This is a genomic window from Streptomyces asiaticus (assembly GCF_018138715.1).
GTDB lineage: Bacteria > Actinomycetota > Actinomycetes > Streptomycetales > Streptomycetaceae > Streptomyces > Streptomyces asiaticus.
The window spans coordinates 5,931,696-5,952,559 of the sequence record NZ_JAGSHX010000006.1 but is presented as its reverse complement, the minus strand read 5'-3'; the positions used below and the strand labels follow the sequence as shown (position 1 = coordinate 5,952,559).

Genomic DNA, 20,864 nt, shown 5'->3' with positions numbered 1-20,864 from the left:
CCTCCTCTCGGCGTCTCAGGGACCGGTCCGAAACCAGTCCGGGTGTTCAAGTACAACACGGAATCCTCGGCTCCTGGAAGGGCCGTTGTGCTCCGTGCTCGGAAGGCTATGGGTATGCCCTCCACGCGCGCAAACTATTTTTCCGTCGAGTTTTGCCAAGGGTCACCCGAATGGCTTCACCCGGCATCGCCGTCGCCCTCGTCGTCGAGTGCGGAGGGCAGTTCCCGGCCCGCGCACAGCGCGAGAACATCGGCCCCGAACCGGTCCAGCTTGCGCCTTCCCACACCGGAGATGCGGGCGAGCTCCGGTTCGGTTCCCGGAACGGCCTCGGCGATCGCGAGCAGTGTCTTGTCGGTGAACACGCAGTACGCCGGCTGCCCCAGCTGCCCCGCCTGCTCCGCCCGCCAGTCGCGCAGCCGCTCATAGAGCGCCTCGTCCAGCTCGGACGGGCAGCCCTCGCAGCGCATCAGCTTCATCTCGCCCGCGTCGGTCAGCGCCCGGCCGCACACCCGGCAGTGGACCGGGCCGCGCCGCCTGCGCACCCCGCCGCCCCCGCCCGGGACCGCCGCCCCGCGCTCGATCCCGCCGCCCCCGCCCGGGGTGCGGGCGGCGGCGGCCTGGGAGCCGGGCCGCAGCCCGTTGAGAAAGCGGGTGGGGCGACGGGAGGCCCGGCCGCCGGGAGCCCGCGAGAGCGCCCAGGACAGCGTCAGATGACGCCGTGCACGGGTGACCCCCACATAGAGCAGCCGGCGCTCCTCCTCGATCTGCTGCTCCGTCTTGGCGTAGGTGATCGGCATCATTCCCTCGGTGAGACCCACCAGGAAGACGGCGTCCCATTCGAGGCCCTTGGCCGCGTGGAGTGAAGCGAGGGTCACACCCTCGACGGTCGGGGCGTGCTGCGCCGCCGCCCGCTCATCGAGCTCCGCCACCAGATCGGAGAGCGTGGCCCCGGGGCGGCTCGCTGCGAAGTCCTCGGCGAGCCGCACCAGGGCGGCCAGGGACTCCCAGCGGTCGCGCACCGCGCCCGAGCCCGCCGGGGGCTCGGACGTCCAGCCACGGGTGGTCAGCACGGCCCGCACCTGGGACGGGATGTCGGCGTCCGCCAGCGCCGGGTCGGCGCTTCCCCCGCGGGCCGCGCCGCGCAACAGCAGCCCCGCCTCGCGGACTTCGGGCCGCTCGAAGAACCGCTCGGCGCCGCGCAGCTGATAGGGCACCTGGGCATCGGCCAGCGCCTGCTCATAGAGCTCCGACTGGGCGTTGACCCGGTACAGGACCGCGATCTGGCTCGCCGGGATCCCGCCGCCCCCCTGCTCGACCGGGGTGATCAGCTCACGGATCCGGCGGGCGGTGCCCTCGGCCTCGGCCGGCTCGTCCGCATAGGCGGCGTAGGCCGGGTCGGGGCCCGCCTCCCGCTGGGAGACCAGCTCCAGCCGGTGCTCGGCGGCCCGGCCGCGGGCCTGGGACAGCAGCCCGTTGGCCAGGTGGACCACCTGGGGGGTCGAGCGGTAGTCCCGGATCAGCTTGACCACGGTGGCCCGGGGGTGGCGGGTGCGGAAGTTCAGCAGATGGTCGGGGGTGGCGCCGGTGAAGGAGTAGATGGTCTGGCTGGCGTCGCCGACCACGCAGAGGCTGTCCCGCTCGCCCAGCCACAGATCCAGCAGCCGCTGCTGGAGCGGGCTGACGTCCTGGTACTCGTCGACCACGAAGTGCTGGTACTGACGGCGCACCTGATCGGCGATGTCCGGCCGCTCCTGGAGCACACCGACCGTGAGGAGCAGCACATCCTCGAAGTCGATGACGCCGCGGTCGCGCTTCAACTGCTCATAGGTGGCGTAGATCCGGCCGATCTCGGCGGCGTCCCGGGGGGCCTCGCGGCCGGACTTGGCGGCCACGGCCGGATAGTCCTCGGGCACGGTCTGGGTGACCTTCGACCATTCGATCTCGCCGGTCACATCGCGCAGCTCATTGCGGTCCAGCCGGACCCGGCACCGGGCGGCGGCCTCGGCCACGAGCTGCACCTTGCGCTCGACCAGCCGCGGCACCTCACCGCCGACCGCCTTGGGCCAGAAGTACTGGAGCTGACGCAGGGCCGCCGAGTGGAAGGTGCGCGCCTGCACCCCGCCCGCGCCGAGCTGCCGCAACCGGCCGCGCATCTCCCCCGCCGCGCGGTTGGTGAAGGTGACGGCCAGCACACTGGCCGGCTGGAGTATCCCCGCGCGCACCCCATAGGCGATCCGGTGGGTGATGGCGCGGGTCTTGCCGGTGCCGGCCCCGGCCAGCACGCAGACCGCGCCGTGCAGGGACGTCGCCACCTCGCGCTGCTCGGGGTCGAGTCCGTCGAGCACCGCGTCGGCGTCACGCGGCGTGGCCGCGTAGGCACCCGGCGTGGAGCCCTGCGGGAACAGAGTGGAGGACGTTGCTGCTGTCACCCCGCCATGCTGCCAGGTCCCCTGAGACGCCCGATGCCGGTTGTCCACAGCCGTGGCCCTCCGGTCATATGAATCCGGGAATGACCGGCGGAGGGTGTGCGTTCACCTTCTGCCCACCCACCACGACCCCAAGGAGAGCGAAGACCGATGTCCGGCACTGTGACGATGTACAGCACCACCTGGTGCGGCTACTGCCGACGCCTGAAGGGGCAGATGGACCGCGAGGGCATCGCCTACACCGAGATCAACATCGAGCAGGACCCGGAGTCCGCGGCCTTCGTCGAGAAGGCGAACGGTGGCAACCAGACCGTGCCGACCGTCCTCTTCCCCGATGGGTCAACCCTGACCAACCCGTCCCTGGCGCAGGTCAAGGCCAAGGTCGGGGCCTGACTCAGCCCCGCGGCAGCGGCTCGCCGTACCAGAGCTCGATCAGCCGGGCCGCGATCGAGATTCCGGAGGGAGGCAGGACCTCCCCGGACTCGATCGCGGCCCGCAGGTCGTCCCGGGAGAACCAGCGCGCCTCGTGGATCTCCTCCCCGTCCACCTGGATCCGGGAGGACGTGGCCCGGGCCATGAAGCCGAGCATCAGGCTGGACGGGAACGGCCACGGCTGACTGGCCACGTACTCGACCTCGCCGACCGTGACACCCGCCTCCTCCGCCACCTCGCGGACCACGGCCTGCTCGATCGACTCGCCCGGCTCCACGAAGCCCGCCAGCGTCGAGAAGCGCCCCTCCGGCCAGTGCACCTGGCGCCCCAGCAGCGCCCGGTCCTGATCGTCCTTCACCAGCATGATCACGGCGGGGTCGGTGCGCGGGTAGTGCTCGGCCCCGCACGCCGAGCAGCGGCGGATATGGCCCGCCGCCGCGATCACCGTGCGCTGACCGCAGCGTGAGCAGAAGCGGTGCAGCCGCTGCCAGTTCTCCAGCGCGACCGCGTGCACCAGCAGCCCCGCGTCGCGCTCGGACAGCAGCGCGCCCGCCTCGCGCAGCCCGGCGGGGCGTGCCGACTGGTCCATCCGCCCCGGCAGGGAGTCCTTCTGGAGCGCGAAGTAGCGCACGCCCTCCTCGTCGGTGCCCAGGAAGTAGCGGTGGTTCTCGGTGGGCGGGGCCTCGAAGGACGGGGTCATGACGAGTTCGGTGCGGCCGTCCGGGGCGTCGTCGACCAGGGCCTGGCCGCCGGAGACCACGAAGACGCGCGTCGTCGGGTGGCTCCACGCGGCGGCCAGCCACGCCTCGTCCAAGCGGTGGTGCGCGGAGCGGTCGATGCCGCTCGGCGCGCTGAGCGTGATCGGCCGGTCGGTGGCGTGGTCGGTCGAGGTGGTCACGGCTGCTTCCAACTCCCCCAGAGCAATGGGTGGTTCACATAACAGAGCAAGCTAATTCCGTCCATTCTCGGCGAGATCGGCCCAGAGGTGGGCAGCCGTCTCGGCGCCCTTCATGAGCAGGCCGAGTTCGACCTTCTCGTTGGGTGCGTGCCAGCCGTCGGACGGCACCGAGATGCCCAGGAAGAGCACCGGAGCGCCGAGGATGTCCTGGAGATCGGCGGCGGGGCCCGATCCGCCCTCGCGGGTGAAGCGGACCTCCTGGCCGAAGACGCGCCCCATGGCGCGGACGAGCGACTGGAGCGCGGGGTGGTCCAGCGGGGTCAGACAGGGGCGGGTGGCGCCCCAAAAGGTGATCTCATGGCGGATCCCGGCCGGGAGCTGGGCGGCGACCCAGTCTCGCACGGCCGACTGGGTCTTCTCCACGTCCTGGCCCGCCACCAGCCGGAAGGACAGCTTCAGCTGGGCGGCCGAGGGCACGATGGTCTTTCCGCCCGGCCCCTGGTAGCCCCCGCCGATGCCGTTGACCTCGGCGGTCGGACGGGCCCAGATCCGCTCCAGGGTGGAGTACCCGGCCTCGCCGAGCGTGGCCCGTGAATGCGCGGTCCGCAGCCAGCCCGCCTCGTCGAAGGGCAGCTCGGCGAAGAGCTCGCGCTCACGGTCGGTCAGCCCCACGACGCCGTCGTAGAAGCCGGGGATCGCCACCTTACGGTCGTCGTCGTGCAGCGCGGCGGCCAGCCGGGCGGCCTCGGTGGCCGGGTTGGGGACCGCGCCGCCGAAGGAGCCGGAGTGGATGTCCTGGCCGGGGCCGTGGAGGTCGATCTGGCACTCGACGAGGCCCCGCATACCGGTGCAGACGGTCGGGGTGTCCTCGGACCACATCCCGGTGTCGGAGACGATCACGGTGTCGCAGGCCAGCCGGTCGGCGTGCGCGCGGACCAGCTCGGGGAAGTGCGGGGAGCCGGACTCCTCCTCGCCCTCGATCAGCAGCTTGAGGTTCACCGCGGGCGCGGCACGGCCGGTAACGGCCAGGTGCGCCCGTATCCCCAGGGTGTGGAAGAGGACCTGCCCCTTGTCGTCGGCGGCGCCGCGGGCGTAGAGCCTCCCGTCCTCGATGAGGGGCTCGAAGGGGTCGGTGCGCCAGCCGTCCGCGCGGTCGGCGGGCTGGACGTCGTGGTGGCCGTAGACGAGCACCGTAAGGGCGTCGGGATCACCGGACGGCCATTCGGCGAACACGGCCGGGGCGCCTGGTGTGTCCCATATCTCAGTCACCGGGAAGCCCGTGGCGGCCAGGTGGTCCCTGAGCCACTGGGCGCCACGCCGGACGTCCTCGGCGCGGGCGGGGTCGGCGGATACGGACGGGATGCGCAGCCACTCGGAGAGCTCGGCGAGGAAGGCGGCGCGATGGCCGTCCACAAAGGCGCGGACGGCGTTGTCCGTGTCCGGGGTGTTGCTCATGCATGTGAGCCTATCCGGCCCGCGGCCGGGCGAGGGCGGGGGCCTCCGGGCCGCTCAGGTGCGCTCGCTCTCGGTGACGGTTCCGGCGTCGATACGGTCATTTCCGGTCGTATCCGCGTCTCCGTCCCAGCCGATGTCCGCGTCTCCGTCCCTTCCGACGTCCCCGTCTCCGTCCCGGCCAATGGCCACGTCCCCGTCGACATCCCCGTCCCCGCCGACGTCCGCGTCCCCCGGCTCCCCGAGCAGGACGCGCTCGAGCCCGGCCCGGCCGGGCAGCCCGGCGGGGCGGACCACCTCACCGCTGCGTACGTACACGAAGGCCGCCGTGACCGCCGACAGGGGCAGCCCGTGCTGTTCGGCCCACGCGACGCGGTAGATGGCCAGCTGGAGCGGGTCGGCGTCCTGGGAGCGGCCGGTCTTCCAGTCGACGATCTCGTAGCGCGGGCCGTCGTCGGGGCCCGTACCCGACTCGCGGTACACCGCGTCGATCCGGCCGCGGATGGTGCGGCCCGCCAGGGTCAGCTGGACCGGCACCTCCACGCGGTAAGGGGTGCGACGGGCGTACGGCGTGCGGGCGAACGCCTCCTTGAGCGCGGTCAGATCCCGCTCGTCGGCGATCTCCGCCTCGTCGTCCTCGCCGCCCGGCAGCTCGTCCGGGCCGAGGAAGGGCAGCGGCAGCGCCTCGAACCGCGACTCGACCCAGGCGTGGAAGCGGGTGCCGCGCCGCGCGGCGGGGCGCGGCGGCCGGGGCATGGGGCGGGCCAGCTCCCGTGCGAAGCCGTCCGGGTCGGCGGCGAGGCGCAGCAGCTGGGAGGCGGTGAGCGTGCCCGGCAGGGGCACCTCGTGCACGGTCTCGCGGGCCCGGCGCAGCTCCCCGGCGAGCGCGTCCAGATCGCGGTCCCAGGACCCGATCAGCCGGGCCTCCTCGGGCGTCGGCTCGTCCGCGGCCGGTTCTGACGTGATTTCGGACACATCGGTCTCCGGTGCGCCAGGTCCCGGCGCGCCGTGAGGGTCGGGGGGCGGTGCGTCGTAAGGGCCCGGGGGCGGTGCGTCGTCGTACGGCTCGTCCTCGTACGAACCGTAAGGACCCTCCGGAGGCTCGGGCCACTCCGGGTCCTCCAGGGGTTCGAGCTCCTCCGGGGGCTCCGGAAAGGGGTCCCCGTCCGCCGAAGGGCGCGCCTCGTCCCGCGCGGCCGGCTCCTCCCCGGCCGTCTCGATGCGCGCCAGATGGGCGAGCACCACATCGGCGGCGCGGCGCCGGTGGCGCAGCGCGGCCGGGTCCAGCGGAAGCGGCCAGGCCCGGTCGGCCGCCGACTGCCGCAGGGCCGGGTTCTCCGCGCCCTCCTCCGGCGGTTCGGCCCATGCCTCGATCTCGCCGTACCCCGCCTCGCAGTGCTCGCGCAGCGCGTCCAGGAAGCCCGACGGGCCGCGCGGACGCTTCTGGGTGGGGCCCCACCAGTGGCCGGAGCCGAGCAGCAGCGAGCGCGGCCGGGTGAAGGTCACATAGCCCAGCCGCAGCTCCTCGGTCCGCTGATGCCCCTTCATGGCGTCCTTGAAGGCCGCGATCCCCTTGCTGTCCCAGGCGGTGACGTCCGGGAGGGTCCGCGCGTCCCCGCGCAGCTCGTGCGGCAGCACCTTGGCGTTCGCCGTCCAGGACTCGCGGGACTGTTCGCTCGGGAACTGCTTGGCGACCAGCCCCGGCACCGCCACCACATCCCACTCCAGCCCCTTGGCCTTGTGGGCGGTGAGCACCTTGACCGTGTTCTCGCCGCCGGGCAGGGCGTTGTCGAGCCCCTTCTCGTACTGCGCGGCGGTGCGCAGAAAGCCGAGGAAGCCCTGAAGCGTGGCCTCGCCGTCCACGGCCGCGCCGCCCTCCCGGCCCGCGAAGGCGGCCGCGACGTCCAGGAAGTTGCCGAGGGTCTCGCGGCGGCGCGCGGCCAGGGCGTGCGGTGAGGCGGACAGCTCGACCTCGAGACCCGTGGTGGCCAGGACCCGGTGGAGGACGTCCATCAGCGGATCGGCCAGCGAGCGGCGCAGCTCGCGGAGTTCGGCGGCGAGCCGGGCGAACCGGACCCGTGCCTCGGCCGAGAAGGGCAGCCCGTCGTCCGGGCCGCCGCCCGCCTCCAGGAAGGTGTCGAGGGCGTCGGCGAGGGAGATCACCTCGGCGGGGTCGGTGCCCTCGACGGCCTCGGCGAGCCGTCGGTCCGGATCGTCCTCCGCCCCGTCCGGCCCGCCGTAAGAGACCAGCGCACGGGCGCGGCGGCCGAGCAGCGCGAGGTCGCGGGGGCCGATCCGCCAGCGCGGCCCGGTGAGCAGACGGACCAGCGCGGCGTTGGCCCCCGGGTCCTGGAGGACCTCGCAGACCGCCACCAGATCGGCCACCTCCGGCAGATGCAGCAGCCCCGAGAGGCCCACCACCTCCACCGGAACGTCCCGCTCCACCAACGCGCCCTGGATCTGCGCGAAGTCACCCGCCGTACGGCACAGCACCGCGATCTCACCGGGCGGGGTGCCGGTGCGCACCAGGTGGGCGATGGAGTCGGCGAGCCAGGCCAGCTCCTCGGCGTGGGTGGGCAGCAGCGCGCAGCGCACCGCCCCGTCCCGCTCGGCGCCGGGCGCGGGGCGCAGCGCCTCGACGCCCTCGTGCATGGCGCGCAGCGGGGCGGCCAGCCCGTTGGCGAGGTCCAGGAGGCGGCCGCCGCTGCGCCGGTTCTCGCTGAGCGCGAAACGCTCGGCCGGGCGGCCGTCGGCGTGCGGGAAGTGCTCGGGGAAGTCGTCCAGGTTGGCCACGGAGGCGCCGCGCCAGCCGTAGATGGCCTGACAGGGGTCGCCGACGGCGGTGACGGGGTGTCCGGTGCCGCCGCCGAAGAGGCCGGACAGCAGCAGCCGCTGGGCGACGGAGGTGTCCTGGTACTCGTCGAGCAGCACGACCGTGAACTGCTCGCGCAGGATCCGGCCGACCTCCGGGTGGTCCAGGGCCAGGGTGGCCGAATGGGCGATCTGGTCGCCGAAGTCGAGCAGATCGCGGCGGCGCTTCTCCTCGCGGTACGCCTCGACCAGGCCCAGCAGCTCCTGGCGGGCGCGGGCGGCCTCGGGCACCTTGCGCAGCGCCTCGTTGGTGAGCCGCGTGCCCTCCAGCGTCCGCAGCAGCTCGGTGTCGTACGCGCGCAGCCGCCCGGTGGGGACGAGGTGCTCGGCGAGCTCGGCGTCGAGCGCGAGCAGATCGGTGACCAGGTCGGCGAAGGGGCGGGTGAGTGCCGGATACGGGCCGGGGGCGGAGCGCAGGACGCGCGCGGCGAGCTGGAAGCGGGTGGCGTCGGCGAGCAGCCGGGCGCTCGGTTCGAGGCCGACGCGCAGCCCGTGGTCCTTGAGCAACTGTCCCGCGAACGCGTGGTACGTGGAGATGACGGGCTCGCCCGGGGCCTCCTCGGTGGCGCCCGGATCCGGGTCCGGGTCCACGATGCCCGCCGTGACGAGGGCCTTACGGACGCGCTCCGCCAGCTCTCCGGCGGCCTTGTTGGTGAAGGTGAGGCCGAGCACCCGGTCGGGCGCGACCTGTCCGGTTCCGACCAGCCAGACGACACGGGCGGCCATCACCGTGGTCTTGCCGGAGCCCGCCCCGGCGACGATCACCTGCGGGGCGGGCGGTGCGGTGATGCACGCCACCTGCTCCGGGGTGAACGGGATCCCGAGGAGTTCCTTGAGCTCCTCGGGATCGGTGATGCGGGCTGACACTCCAGTGAGGCTATCGGTGCCCACCGACACGCCCCGCCGCGCCGGTCGACAGCCGCCCCGGGCTCACGGCTCGACGGGCCATGGCGTCAACCCGGTGCCGCGCCGCTCCAGCCCCGTGCCGCGCCGCCCCAACCCCGTACGCGACGGCGTCACTCGACCACATGGCGCCCCTCCGCCCGCGCGCTGCACGCGCTTCGGAAGGCGCAGCGCTCGCAGTGGTCGCCCGTGCTCGGGGCGAACCGCTCGTCCAGGACGCGCCCGGCCGCGGTGGCGAGCAGCTGCCCCACCCACTCCCCGTCCGGCGCCTCCTGGGCCTGGACCTTGGGGACGTCGTCGCCGCCGTCCTTCTTGGCGGCGCCCTGCCGCAGCTGGACGAGCTCCGCGCCGCCCGGCTCGGGCCGCCCGCCGTCGAAGACGTCGTCCACGGCGCCCTCGCGCACCGCCAGCTGATAGACCGCCAGCTGGGGGTGGTGCTCGACATCGCCGCGGGTCACGGCCTGCTTACCGGTCTTGAAGTCGACCACATAGGCGCGCCCCCGCTCGTCCGTCTCGACGCGGTCCATGCTGCCGCGGATGCGCACCTTGTAGACGTCGGCTTCGAGCGTGACGTCGAAGGAGTGCTCGGTGGCGACCGGGGTGCGGCCGCCGCGCTCCATCACATGCCACCGCAGGAAGCGCTCCAGGGCCGCCCGTGCCTGCTCCTTCTCCTGCCGTGACTTCCAGGGGGCGTCGAAGGCGAGCGCGTCCCATACGGAGTCCAGGCGCTCCATGAGGACCGCGAGATCGGCCGGGGTGCGGCCGGAGGCGACCTCGTCGGCCAGGACGTGCACGACGTTGCCGAAGCCCTGGGCGGCCGTCGAGGGCGCGTCCGCCTTCACCTCGCGCCCCAGGAACCACTGGAGCGAGCAGGTGTTGACGAGCTGGTCGAGCGCGCTGCCGGACAGCGCCACGGGCCGGTCCCGGTCGCGCAGCGGGACCTCGCTGTGCGTCGGCTCGTACAGCCCCCACCAGCGGTAGGGGTGGGCGGCCGGGACCAGCGGGCGGCCCTCCTCGTCGCGCAGCGCCGCGAGCCGCGCCAGCCGGCGCGCGGCGGCGTCCCGCAGCGTCTCCGAGGCGTCCGGGTCGACGGTGGTGGCGCGCAGCTCGGCGACGAGCGCGGCGACGGACAGCGGGCGGCGCGGCCGGTGGGTGACGTCGGTGGGCGGGACGCCCAGCTCGGCGAGGAAGCGGGAGGGCTGGTCCCCGTCCTCGGAGGCGGCCTTGACGGCGGTGACCACGAGCCGCTGCTTGGCGCGCGTCGCCGCCACATAGAACAGCCGCCGCTCCTCGGCCAGCAGCGCGCCCGGCGGCAGCGGCTCGGCCAGCCCGTCCCGGCCGATCCGGTCGGCCTCCAGGAGCGAACCGCGCCGCCGCAGATCGGGCCACAGCCCCTCCTGCACCCCGGCGACGACCACCAGGGCCCATTCGAGCCCCTTGGAGCGGTGAGCGGTCATCAGCCGTACGGCGTCGGGGCGGACCATCCGGCGGGAGAGGGTGTCGGCCGCTATGTCCTGGGCGTCGATCTCCTCCAGGAAGTTGAGGGCGCCGCGGCCGCCGGTGCGCTCCTCGGCGCGCGCGGCGGTCTCGAACAGCGCGCACACCGCGTCCAGGTCGCGGTCCGCGTTCCGCCCGGCGGTGCCGCCGCGCTGGGCGGCCCGCTCCAGGCGGCCGGGCCAGGCGGTGCCGTCCCACAGCCCCCACAGCGCCTGTTCGGCGGTGCCGCCCCGGGCCAGCGCCTCCTGGGCCGTGCGCAGCAGCCGCCCGAGGTTCTGGGCGCCGCGCGCGTACGCCGGGTCGTGGACGGCCAGCCGCTCCGGTTCGGCGAGTGCCTCGGCGAGCAGGACGTCGGAGGGGCGCGGCACCGCCCGCCCGGCCGACCGCTCCTCCTCGCGCAGCGCACGGCCCAGGCGGCGCAGATCGGCGGCGTCCATACCGCCGAGGGGCGAGGCGAGCAGGGTCAGGGCGGTCTCGACACCGAGGACCGCGGACAGCCCGCCGCTGTCCGGCAGCGCGGCCGTGGCGGCCACCCGCAGCGCCGTCAGCAGGGGGGCCACGGCGGGCTCATGGCGCAGCGGGATGTCATCGCCGTCCACCTCGACGGGGACTCCCGCCGAGGTGAGCGCCCGGCGCACACCGGGAATCGAGCGCCCCCCGGCGCGCACCAGGACGGCCATCTCGCGCCAAGGCACCCCGTCCTCCAGATGGGCGCGGCGCAGGATGTCGGCCACGTTGTCGAGCTCGGCGCCCGCTGTGGGGTACGTGTACGCCTCGACGCGGCCGCCGTCGCGGGTGGCCGCGAGCTCCCGGTGCGCCCTTACGGCTCGCGCGGGCAGCCGGGTGAGCGGCATCCGGGCGGTGATCTGCCGGGTGGCCGCGAGCAGGGCGGCCCCCGAGCGCCGGGAGACGGTGAGGACCTCCATGTCGGCGGGCCGCCCGTCCAGCCGCGGGAAGTCCTCGCGGAACCGGAGGATGCCGCCCACGTCGGCGCCGCGGAAGGCGTAGATCGACTGATCGGGGTCACCGAAGGCGAGCAGGGTCCTGCCGCCGCCCGCGAGCGCCCGCAGCAGCCGCCCCTGGGCCACGTCGGTGTCCTGGTACTCGTCGACGAACACCGCGTCGTACCGCCCCGCCAGCTCGGCCGCGACCTCCGGCCGACCGGCGAGCAGCACCGCGCGGTGCACCAGCTCCGCGTAGTCCAGCACCCCCTGGGCGTCCAGGACGTCGAGGTACTCGGCGAGGAAGCCGGCCGCGGCGGACCAGTCGGGGCGACCGGTGCGCTCGGCGAACTCCCCCAGCGACCGTGGGCCGAGGCCCAGCTCCCGGCTGCGGGCCAGCACCGCGCGCACCTCGTCGGCGAAGCCCCGCGTGGTCAGGCAGGCGCGCAGGTCGTCCGGCCAGCGGACGAAGGCCCGGCCCTCGCTCGCCAGCTCGGCCTGACCGGCGAGCAGCTCCCGGACCACGACGTCCTGTTCCGGTCCGGAGAGCAGCCGCAGCGGATCCACGAAGAGGTCGACGTCCTGGTGGGCGCGGACCAGGGCGTAGCAATAGGAGTGGAAGGTCGTGGCCCGCGGGGCGCTCGCGCCGCCCAGGCGCGCGGACATGCGGTCGCGCAGTTCGACGGCCGCCTTACGGCTGAAGGTGAGCACGAGCAGCCGCTCGGGATCCGCGCCCTCGCGCACCCGGCGGGCCACCGCCTCCACGAGCGTCGTCGTCTTGCCCGTGCCGGGCCCGGCGAGCACCAGCAAAGGACCGCCCCGATGCTCAACCACAGCGCGCTGCCGTGCGTCCAGGACAGGAAGGGCACCTGGCTGCGGCCGCTGACGGAGCAGGCGGTAGACGCCCTGGGCCGACTGCCGTGAGGACGGCTGCCGTGCCTGCCGCTGCCGCGGAAGGGACGAGGGGGAGGAGCTCACGTTGGATCGCCGGTCCTGGTGGGTTGGCTGGGTGCGGGACAGCCTCTCATGTGCCGTGGGGCCTCACCCGTATGGCTGTGGATACCGCCGGTACGACCGCGGGCCCGCCGCACGCGCTCCCCGCTTCACGCTCATCGGACGCCGGTACGAACGCGGGCCCGCCGCGCACGCGTACGGCCCCGCGCGCACCGCGCCCCGGCACGGCCGCGCGTCCGCCGCCCCCGGGGACGGCCGCCCCGGTCCCGCCACGCTTGCGAAATCCGCCCCGCTACCGGCCGTGGTCCTGCCCGCCCCCGTCCCACCGCGCCCTGGCCATGTCGATCCGCGGCACATGGCCCTCGGCCGAACGCGCCGCCTCGCGCAGCGGGGTGCCCTCCTCGCGGTAGTGGTCAAGGGCGCGCAGCTCGTGGCCGGGCAGCAGCACACCGTCCGCGCGCACCACCCGCCACCACGGCACGGCGCCCCCGTAGAGCGCCATCACCCGCCCGACCTGGCGCGGGCCGCCCTCCTCCAGCCATTCGGCGACGTCCCCATAGGTCATCACGCGGCCGGAGGGGATCAGCTCGGCCACCTCCAGCACCCGCTCGGCGTACTCGGGCAGCTCCTCGGCGCTGCCCCCGTCCTCCGGCTCCCTGCTCTCCCGGCTCATCCGCCCCATCCTGCCGCACCCCTCCGACAGCCCCGACGACAGCCGCGCCACACACCGCGCCACACGCTGCGCCGCACGCCCCTCCGCACGCCCCGCGGAGCGCACCCCCGCGTGCCCCGCGCGGGGCCGCGACGGGCCCGCTCCGGGCCGGATCGCGGTTCGATCACGCATTGTGCGGGAATCCTCAGCAGGGCGTACCATTCGGGGTCCACGTCCCCGAAATGCACCCTGATGCCCCCCTCCGCAGCCCGGGCATGCCACCATCTTCCGGGCGGTGACTGGTGATACGAGATCAAGAAGAGACGGCGAAGCAGCAGGGTGCGCAGCCTCCGGAGGAGGAGGCCCGCACCCCTGAGGCGTTGCCGCACTCCACGACACCGTCCGGACGGCCAGAGACAGCGGCCCCGGGCTCGGGGGATGACTGCGGCCCGGACGGACCGGAGGGCCATGTGGACCGGGTGTCCGGCGACGAGCCGCTGCTGCCGGCCCGTGTGCACCGCCCCTCCGATCTGCTGCGGACGCTGCTCGGGATCCTCGGCATGGCCATCGTGCTCGCCATCGCGGCCTTCGCCCACGGCACCACCGCGGGTCTGGAGAAGGACATCGGGCACGGCGCCGACCAGGCGCCCCCGCTACTGATCGACTTCGCGGGGCTCACGGCCGGGGTGGCCGTCCTCGTCCTGCCGGTGGCCTTCGCCTTCGAGCGGCTGATCAAACGGGACGGACTGCGGATCGCCGACGGCGTGCTGGCCGCGGTGCTGGCCCACGGGGTGTCCCTGGCCATGGACCTCTGGGTCGCCAGAGGCGCCCCCGGCTCGCTCCGCGAGGCGCTCACCCAGCCCGCGCCCGGCGGCACCTTCAGCGACCCCGTGCACGGCTATCTCGCCCCCGTCATCGCCTATATGACGGCCGTCGGCATGGCCCGGCGCCCGCGCTGGCGGGTGGCGATGTGGTGCGTACTGCTGCTCGACGCCTTCGCGGTGCTGGTGGGCGGCTACACCACACCGTTCTCGATTATCCTTACGGTGCTCATCGGCTGGGCGGTGGCCTATGGCACGCTCTACGCGGTCGGCTCCCCCAATGTGCGCCCCACCGGCCAGCACCTGCTCGCCGGGCTGCGCCGGGTCGGCTTCAACCCGGTCAGCGCCATGCGCGCGGAGGAACCCGAGGACGAGCACGGCGGCCATGGCGACCGGGGCCGCCGCTATCTGGTCACCCTGGAGGACGGCCCGCCCCTGGACGTCACGGTCGTCGACCGGGAGCAGCAGGCCCAGGGCTTCTTCTACGGCGTCTGGCAGCGGCTGACCCTGCGGACGATCACCCCGCCGCGCAGTCTCCAGTCACTGCGCCAGGCCCTGGAGCAGGAGGCGCTGCTCGCCTACGCGGCCATCGCGGCCGGGGCCAACGCGCCCAAGCTGATCGCCACCTCCGAGCTCGGCCCGGACGCCGTGATGCTCGTCTACGAGCACGTCGGGGGACGCCCGCTGCACGCCCTGCCGGACGAGGCGATCACCGACGAGCTGCTGGCCGAGGCCTGGCACCAGGTCCAGGCGCTCCAGTCGCGGCGGATCGCCCACCGGCGGCTGGACAGCGACGCCCTGCTCATCGACCGCAACGGCACGGTCTTCCTGACCGATCTGCGCAGCGGCGAGATCGCGGCCGGTGACGTGGTGCTGCGGATGGACATCGCTCAGCTGCTGACCACCCTGGGGCTGCGGGTGGGCGCCGAGCGCTCCGTGACCGCCGCGGTGGAGGTCCTCGGCCCGGACGCGGTCGCCGGCAGCCTTCCGCTGCTCCAGCCCCTGGCGCTCGGCCGGGGCACCCGCGCGACCCTGCGCCAGCTCGCGCGCGAACGCGCCCAGCGCCACCGGGAGGCCGTCCTGGAGGCGTCCCACGCCGCCAAGGAGGCCAAGGAGGCCCGGGAGACCGAGGCGCGGGAGGCACAGGAGGCCGCCGGGGGCCCGGAGGCGGCCGCCGGCGACCGTAAGACGGCCAAGGCCGAGAAGCAGGCGGAGAAGCGCGCCATCGAGGAGGCCCTGGAGGACGCCCGCGAGGAGGATCTGCTCTCCCAGATCCGCCAGCAGGTGCTGCTGGTGCGGCCCCAGGCTCCGATACAGCCCGAACGGCTGGAGCGCATCAAGCCGCGCACCCTGGTCAGCTTCTGCGCGGGGGCCTTCGCCGCGTACTTCCTGCTGTCCCAGTTCACCCACCTCAAGCTGGGCGCCCTGGTCGGCGAGGCCAACTGGATCTGGGTCATCTTCGCGCTCGTCTTCTCCGCGCTCACCTATCTGGCCGCGGCGCTGAGCCTGCTCGGCTTCGTCCCGGAGAAGGTGCCGCTCGGGCGGACGGTGCTGGCACAGGTGGCCGCCTCGTTCGTGAAGCTGGTGGCGCCCGCGGCGGTCGGCGGGGTCGCCCTCAACGCCCGCTTCCTCCAGCGCGCGGGGGTGCGGCCGGGGCTCGCGGTGGCCAGTGTGGGCGCCTCCCAGCTGTTCGGGCTCGCCAGCCATATCGTGCTGCTGCTGACCTTCGGCTACATCACCGGCACCGAGCGCACCCCGGCGCTCTCGCCGTCCCGGACGGTGATCGCCGGGCTGCTGACGGCCGCCGTCCTGGTCCTGGTGGTGACCGCCATCCCGGTGCTGCGGAAGTTCGTCTCCACCCGGGTGCGGTCGCTGTTCGCGGGCGTCGTCCCGCGCATGCTGGACGTGCTCCAGCGGCCCAAGAAGCTGCTCGCCGGGATCGGCGGCACCCTGCTGCTGACCGCCGCGAACGTGATGTGCCTCGACTCCGCGATCCGGGCGTTCGGCGGTGAGCTGAGCTACGCGAGCATCGCCGTCGTCTTCCTCGCGGGCAACGCCCTGGGGTCCGCGGCGCCCACCCCCGGCGGTGTGGGCGCGGTCGAGGCCGCCCTGATCGCGGGTCTGACCTTCGCCGGACTGCCGTACGAGACGGCGGCGCCCGCGGTGCTGCTCTTCCGGCTGATGGTCTTCTGGCTGCCGGTGCTGCCCGGCTGGGTGGCCTTCACCCACCTCACCCGCAGAGAGGCGCTGTAGCGCCGGTGCCCGCCCGCGAACGGGCGCTGGAGAGGCTCACCCGCGAAGAGGCGCTGTAGCGCCCGTAGAAGCCCCGCTGGGGCCCTCCCGCGGCCGCCGGGCACCCGGGGCCTCCCTCACCCGTACGCCCCCGCTGTGCGCGCGTGCGGCGGCCACGGACCTCACGATGGCGGTACCCCCACCCATGGGAGAGCCGCCGTGTCCCGACCTCTGCGCCTCGGTGCGCTGTCCGCCGCCCTGCTGCTGACCGCCCTGGCCGCCGGATGCGGTGGCGGCGGGGGACGGCCGGACACCTCGGCCCACCAGAAGCCGCACTGGGCCGGCTGTCCCGCCCCCTCCTCGAGCCAGGACGCGGCCGCCACCAAGGCCCCGGGCGGGGAGTGGGAGTGCGCGACGCTCCATGTGCCGCTGGACTACCGCAAGCCGCACGGCAAGACCATCGGCATCGCCATGATCCGCGCCAAGGCCACCGACCGGCGCCATCGGATCGGCTCCCTGATCTTCAACTTCGGTGGCCCCGGCGGCTCGGGCGTGGCCACCCTCCCGGCGCTCGCGGGCAGCTACAAGCAACTGCGCACCCGCTACGACCTGGTCAGTTTCGATCCGCGCGGGGTCGGCCGCAGCAGCGGGGTGCGCTGTCTCGGGGACCGGCAGCTCGACGCCTACTACGCCGCCGACTCCACCCCGGACGACAACGCCGAGGTGAAGAGCCTGGTCCGCCGGGTGAAGACCTACGCCACCGGATGCGAGAAGAACTCCGGCACGATCCTGCCGTACGTCGGCACCACCAACGCCGCCCGTGACATGGATCTCATGCGGCGGGTCCTCGGCGACAAGAAGATGCACTACTTCGGCGTCTCCTACGGCACCGAACTCGGCGGCGTCTACGCCCACCTGTACCCGAAGCAGGTGGGGCGCGCCCTCTTCGACGGGGTCGTGGACCCCATGCAGACACCCGAACAGGGCGCGCTCGGCCAGGCCAAGGGGTTTCAGCGCGCCCTCGACGACTATCTGAAGGCATGCACCAGGACCAGCGTCTACAGCTGCCCCACCCAGAACCGGATCCGCACGCTGCTGAAGCGGCTCGACGGCCGTCCGGTGCGCGGCTACGGCGGCCGGAAGCTGACCGAGTCCCTGGCCGACGGCGGTATCGCGCAGTCCCTGTACTCGCGGGAGTACTGGCAGTACCTCACCCAGGGGATCGCCGCCGCCCAACAGGGCGACGGCAGGATCCTGCTGGCCCTGGGGGACGCGATGAACGGACGCGGCCCGGACGGCCGCTACAGCACCCTCCAGTCCGCCCTTACCGCCATCACCTGCGCCGACTTCAGGCAGCGCTATACGGTCCCGGACATCGAGCGGAAGCTGCCCGCCTTCCGTAAGGTCTCCCCCGTCTTCGGCGACATGATGGCGTGGGGCCTGACCCAGTGCGCCGACTGGCCGGTCCACGGCGCCTGGACCACGCCCGACGTGAGCGCCAAGGGGGCCGCACCGATCCTGGTCGTCGGCAACACCGGTGACCCGGCGACCCCGTACGAGGGTGCCGCGCGGATGGCGAAGGAGCTGGGCCCCGGGGTCGGCGTCCAGCTCACCTACAAGGGCGAGGGCCATGGGGCGTACGACAGCGGCAACGCCTGTGTCCGTAAGACGGTCAACGCCTATCTGCTCCAGGGCACGGTGCCGCCGAAGGGCAAAGTCTGCGCCTAGAGCCGGGGTCCGTGGCCGGGCCCGCCGTACGAAGGCGCGAACCGTGACGGCTTTGAGAAGAGTTGCGGACGATTCCGCCCCCGCCTCCTCATAGGATCTCCGGATATGCCGAGTTCCCCACGCACCATACGGACCAGGGCGCTGGTCTCCATGACCGCCATGGTCACCCTCCTCGCCGTCGCGGGCTGCGACGACGACGGGGGAAACGAGCAGGGCAAGGCGTCGTCCGAGCCCTCGGCGTCGGCCCCGGCCGCGCCTTCGGGTTCCGGGCTGCCGGGCTCGCTCACCGGTCAGAAGCTCAACTGGTCGTCCTGCCCTGCCCCGACCGCGATGCAGGGCACCGGTGAGAAGCCGGGAAGCGAGTGGGAATGCGCCACTCTCAAGGCGCCGCTGGACTACGCGAAGCCCAGAGGCGAAACGATCGATCTGGCCATGATCCGCGCCAAGGCCACCGGATCGGGCGAGCGCATCGGCTCCCTGGTGTTCAATTTCGGCGGCCCCGGCGGCTCCGGTGTCTCCTCGCTCCCCGGTTTCGCCACCGCCTACGACACCCTGCGCTCACGCTATGACCTGGTGAGCTTCGATCCGCGCGGGGTCGGCGAGAGCGCCGGGGTGCGGTGCCGGAGCGACAAGGAGATCGACGCCTCGGACGCCGTGGACAGCACCCCGGACGACGACGCCGAGGTCAAGACCGCGATGGCCGATGCCAAGGCGTTCATCAAGGGCTGCGAGAAGCGTTCCGGCAAGGTGCTCGGCCATGTGGACACCGTGAGCGCCGCGCGTGACATGGACCTCATGCGGCAGGTGCTGGGCGACGACAAGCTGTCGTACTTCGGCATCTCCTACGGCACCGAACTCGGCGGCGTCTACGCCCACCTGTACCCGAAGCGGGTGGGGCGCGCGGTCCTGGACGCCGTGGTCGACCCCACCGAGGACCCCGAGCAGGGCTCCTACGGCCAGGCGAAGGGGTTCCAGCTCGCGCTCGACAACTACCTCGCGGACTGCGCCAAGAAGGGCACGGCCTGCCCGACCGGCGGCGACCCGGCGGCGGGCACCGACCGCATCGTGGCCTTCCTGAAGAAGCTCGACAAGAAGCCGCTGTCCACCGAGAGCGGCCGCAAGCTCACCCAGGACGGGGCGCTGAGCGGTATCGCCGCCGCGCTCTACGACAAGGAGAGCTGGAAGTACCTGACGCTCGGGTTGCAGGAGGCGATGCAGCTCGAGGAGGGCAACATGCTGCTCGCGATGGCCGATTCGATGTCCGGCCGCGACGAGGACGGCCGCTACAGCAACATCAACGCCGCCAACGCGGCCATCAACTGCGTGGACGACCGGCAGCGTTACACGGTGACCGATGTGAAGGCCCAGCTGCCGCGCTTCCGCAAGGCGTCACCGGTCTTCGGCGAGTATCTGGCCTGGGGCATGCTCGGCTGCACCGGCTGGCCGGTGGACGGCACCACGGACACCCCTGACGTCAGCGCCGAGGGCTCGGCGCCGATCCTCGTGGTCGGCAACACCGGCGACCCGGCCACCCCGTACGAGGGGGCCCGGAAGATGGTGCGGGAGCTGGGCAAGGGCGTGGGCGTCGAGGTCACCTACAAGGGGCAGGGCCATGGCGCGTACAACAGCGGCAACGCGTGTATGACGAAGACCGTGAACGCCTATCTGCTGGACGGGAAGGTGCCCGCGGGCGGCAAGACGTGCCGCTGACGCTCTCGCGGCAGCCGTAAGGGGCCGACGACAGCCGTAAGGGGGCCGGATCGCCGTCGGCGCGGCGGTCCGGCCCCCTTACGGGCGGTGCGTACCGGAGATCAGTAGACCGGCTTGTCGGGCTCGATCTGGTTGACCCAGCCGATCACGCCGCCGCCCACATGGACGGCGTCGGAGAAGCCCGCGGACTTCAGCACGGCCAGGACTTCCGCCGACCGGACACCCGTCTTGCAATGCAAGACGATCTTCTTGTCCTGCGGAAGATCCTGGAGGGCGCCGCCCATCAGGAACTCGTTCTTCGGGATCAGCCGGGCGCCGGGGATCGAGACGATCTCGTACTCGTTGGGCTCGCGGACATCGATGATGTCGATGTTCTCGCCGTCGTCGATCCACTCCTTGAGCTGCTTGGGAGTGATCGTCGAACCGGCCGCCGCCTCCTGGGCCTCGTCCGACACCACACCGCAGAACGCCTCGTAGTCGATCAGCTCGGTGACGGTCGGGTTCGGGCCGCAGACCGCGCAGTCCGGGTCCTTGCGGACCTTGACCTGGCGGTAGGTCATCTCCAGGGCGTCGTAGATCATCAGACGGCCGACCAGCGGGTCCCCGGTGCCGGTGAGCACCTTGATGGCCTCGGTGACCTGGATGGAGCCGATGGAGGCGCACAGCACGCCCAGCACGCCGCCCTCGGCGCAGGACGGGACCATGCCGGGCGGCGGGGGCTCCGGGTACAGGCAGCGGTAGCAGGGGCCGTGCTCGGACCAGAAGACCGACGCCTGGCCGTCGAAGCGGTAGATCGAACCCCACACGTACGGCTTGTTCAGCAGCACGCACGCGTCGTTGACCAGGTAGCGGGTGGCGAAGTTGTCGGTGCCGTCCACGATCAGGTCGTACTGGGAGAAGATCTCCATCACGTTGTCCGCCTCGAGACGGCCCTCGTGCAGCACGACGTTCACATACGGGTTGATGCCCAGGACCGAGTCACGGGCGGACTCCGCCTTGGACCGGCCGATGTCCGCCTGGCTGTGGATGATCTGGCGCTGCAGGTTGGACTCGTCGACCTCGTCGAACTCCACGATGCCGAGGGTGCCCACGCCGGCCGCGGCGAGGTACATCAGGGCCGGGGAGCCGAGGCCGCCCGCGCCCACACAGAGCACCTTGGCGTTCTTCAGCCGCTTCTGCCCGTCCATCCCGACATCGGGGATGATCAGATGGCGCGAGTACCTGCGGACCTCGTCGACGGTGAGCTCGGGAGCCGGCTCGACCAGGGGTGGCAGCGACACGGGGACTCCGTAAGGGGAGGGAGCAGACGGTTCACCCCCGCGTGAGCGGGGTGGTTTTCTTCTCGTA

General features: G+C 73.1%; 11 protein-coding genes. 4 read left to right on the top strand and 7 right to left on the bottom strand.

The window, feature by feature from the left end; genetic code table 11:
- Positions 1 to 176: 176 nt before the first annotated feature.
- The gene (locus KHP12_RS32965; RefSeq protein WP_308016854.1) at positions 177 to 2,429 is read right to left on the bottom strand and encodes an ATP-dependent DNA helicase UvrD2; all 2,253 of its coding nucleotides are present in this window, start codon (positions 2,427 to 2,429) and stop codon (positions 177 to 179) included.
- A gap of 147 nt (positions 2,430 to 2,576) precedes the next feature.
- On the opposite strand from KHP12_RS32965, the gene KHP12_RS32960 reads away from it, so the two are divergent.
- Complete coding sequence (locus tag KHP12_RS32960) at positions 2,577 to 2,819, top strand: mycoredoxin (protein ID WP_037952302.1); 243 nt, start codon at positions 2,577 to 2,579, stop codon at positions 2,817 to 2,819.
- 1 nt (position 2,820) lies between these two features.
- On the opposite strand, the gene nudC is transcribed toward KHP12_RS32960, so the two are convergent.
- The 5 genes from nudC to KHP12_RS32935 form a co-directional block, all read right to left on the bottom strand.
- On the bottom strand, positions 2,821 to 3,756 hold the full coding sequence (gene nudC, locus KHP12_RS32955; protein ID WP_210609828.1) for an NAD(+) diphosphatase: 936 nt from the start codon (positions 3,754 to 3,756) through the stop codon (positions 2,821 to 2,823).
- A gap of 51 nt (positions 3,757 to 3,807) precedes the next feature.
- On the bottom strand, positions 3,808 to 5,211 hold the full coding sequence (locus tag KHP12_RS32950; protein WP_210609827.1) for a dipeptidase: 1,404 nt from the start codon (positions 5,209 to 5,211) through the stop codon (positions 3,808 to 3,810).
- A gap of 54 nt (positions 5,212 to 5,265) precedes the next feature.
- Entirely contained in the window at positions 5,266 to 8,946 is a 3,681-nt protein-coding gene (locus KHP12_RS32945; RefSeq protein ID WP_308016855.1) for an ATP-dependent helicase, read from the bottom strand.
- A gap of 149 nt (positions 8,947 to 9,095) precedes the next feature.
- Positions 9,096 to 12,275: an ATP-dependent helicase gene (locus tag KHP12_RS32940; RefSeq protein ID WP_244203404.1), complete on the bottom strand. Its 3,180-nt coding sequence runs from the start codon at positions 12,273 to 12,275 to the stop codon at positions 9,096 to 9,098.
- Positions 12,276 to 12,666: 391 nt separating this feature from the next.
- Entirely contained in the window at positions 12,667 to 13,047 is a 381-nt protein-coding gene (locus tag KHP12_RS32935; RefSeq protein ID WP_276522295.1) for an MGMT family protein, read from the bottom strand.
- Positions 13,048 to 13,328: 281 nt separating this feature from the next.
- Between KHP12_RS32935 and KHP12_RS32930 the strand changes: the two genes are divergently transcribed.
- From KHP12_RS32930 to KHP12_RS32920, 3 genes are all read left to right on the top strand, one after another.
- Positions 13,329 to 16,100, top strand: a complete 2,772-nt coding sequence (locus tag KHP12_RS32930) for a flippase-like domain-containing protein (protein WP_086886400.1) — start codon at positions 13,329 to 13,331, stop codon at positions 16,098 to 16,100.
- A 198-nt stretch (positions 16,101 to 16,298) separates the two neighbouring features.
- The gene (locus KHP12_RS32925) at positions 16,299 to 17,807 is read left to right on the top strand and encodes an alpha/beta hydrolase (RefSeq protein WP_211833990.1); all 1,509 of its coding nucleotides are present in this window, start codon (positions 16,299 to 16,301) and stop codon (positions 17,805 to 17,807) included.
- Positions 17,808 to 17,912: 105 nt separating this feature from the next.
- Entirely contained in the window at positions 17,913 to 19,517 is a 1,605-nt protein-coding gene (locus tag KHP12_RS32920; RefSeq protein WP_211833989.1) for an alpha/beta hydrolase, read from the top strand.
- Positions 19,518 to 19,618: 101 nt separating this feature from the next.
- On the opposite strand, the gene moeZ is transcribed toward KHP12_RS32920, so the two are convergent.
- Entirely contained in the window at positions 19,619 to 20,797 is a 1,179-nt protein-coding gene (moeZ, locus tag KHP12_RS32915) for an adenylyltransferase/sulfurtransferase MoeZ (protein WP_037952294.1), read from the bottom strand.
- Between the last annotated feature and the right edge of the window lie 67 nt (positions 20,798 to 20,864).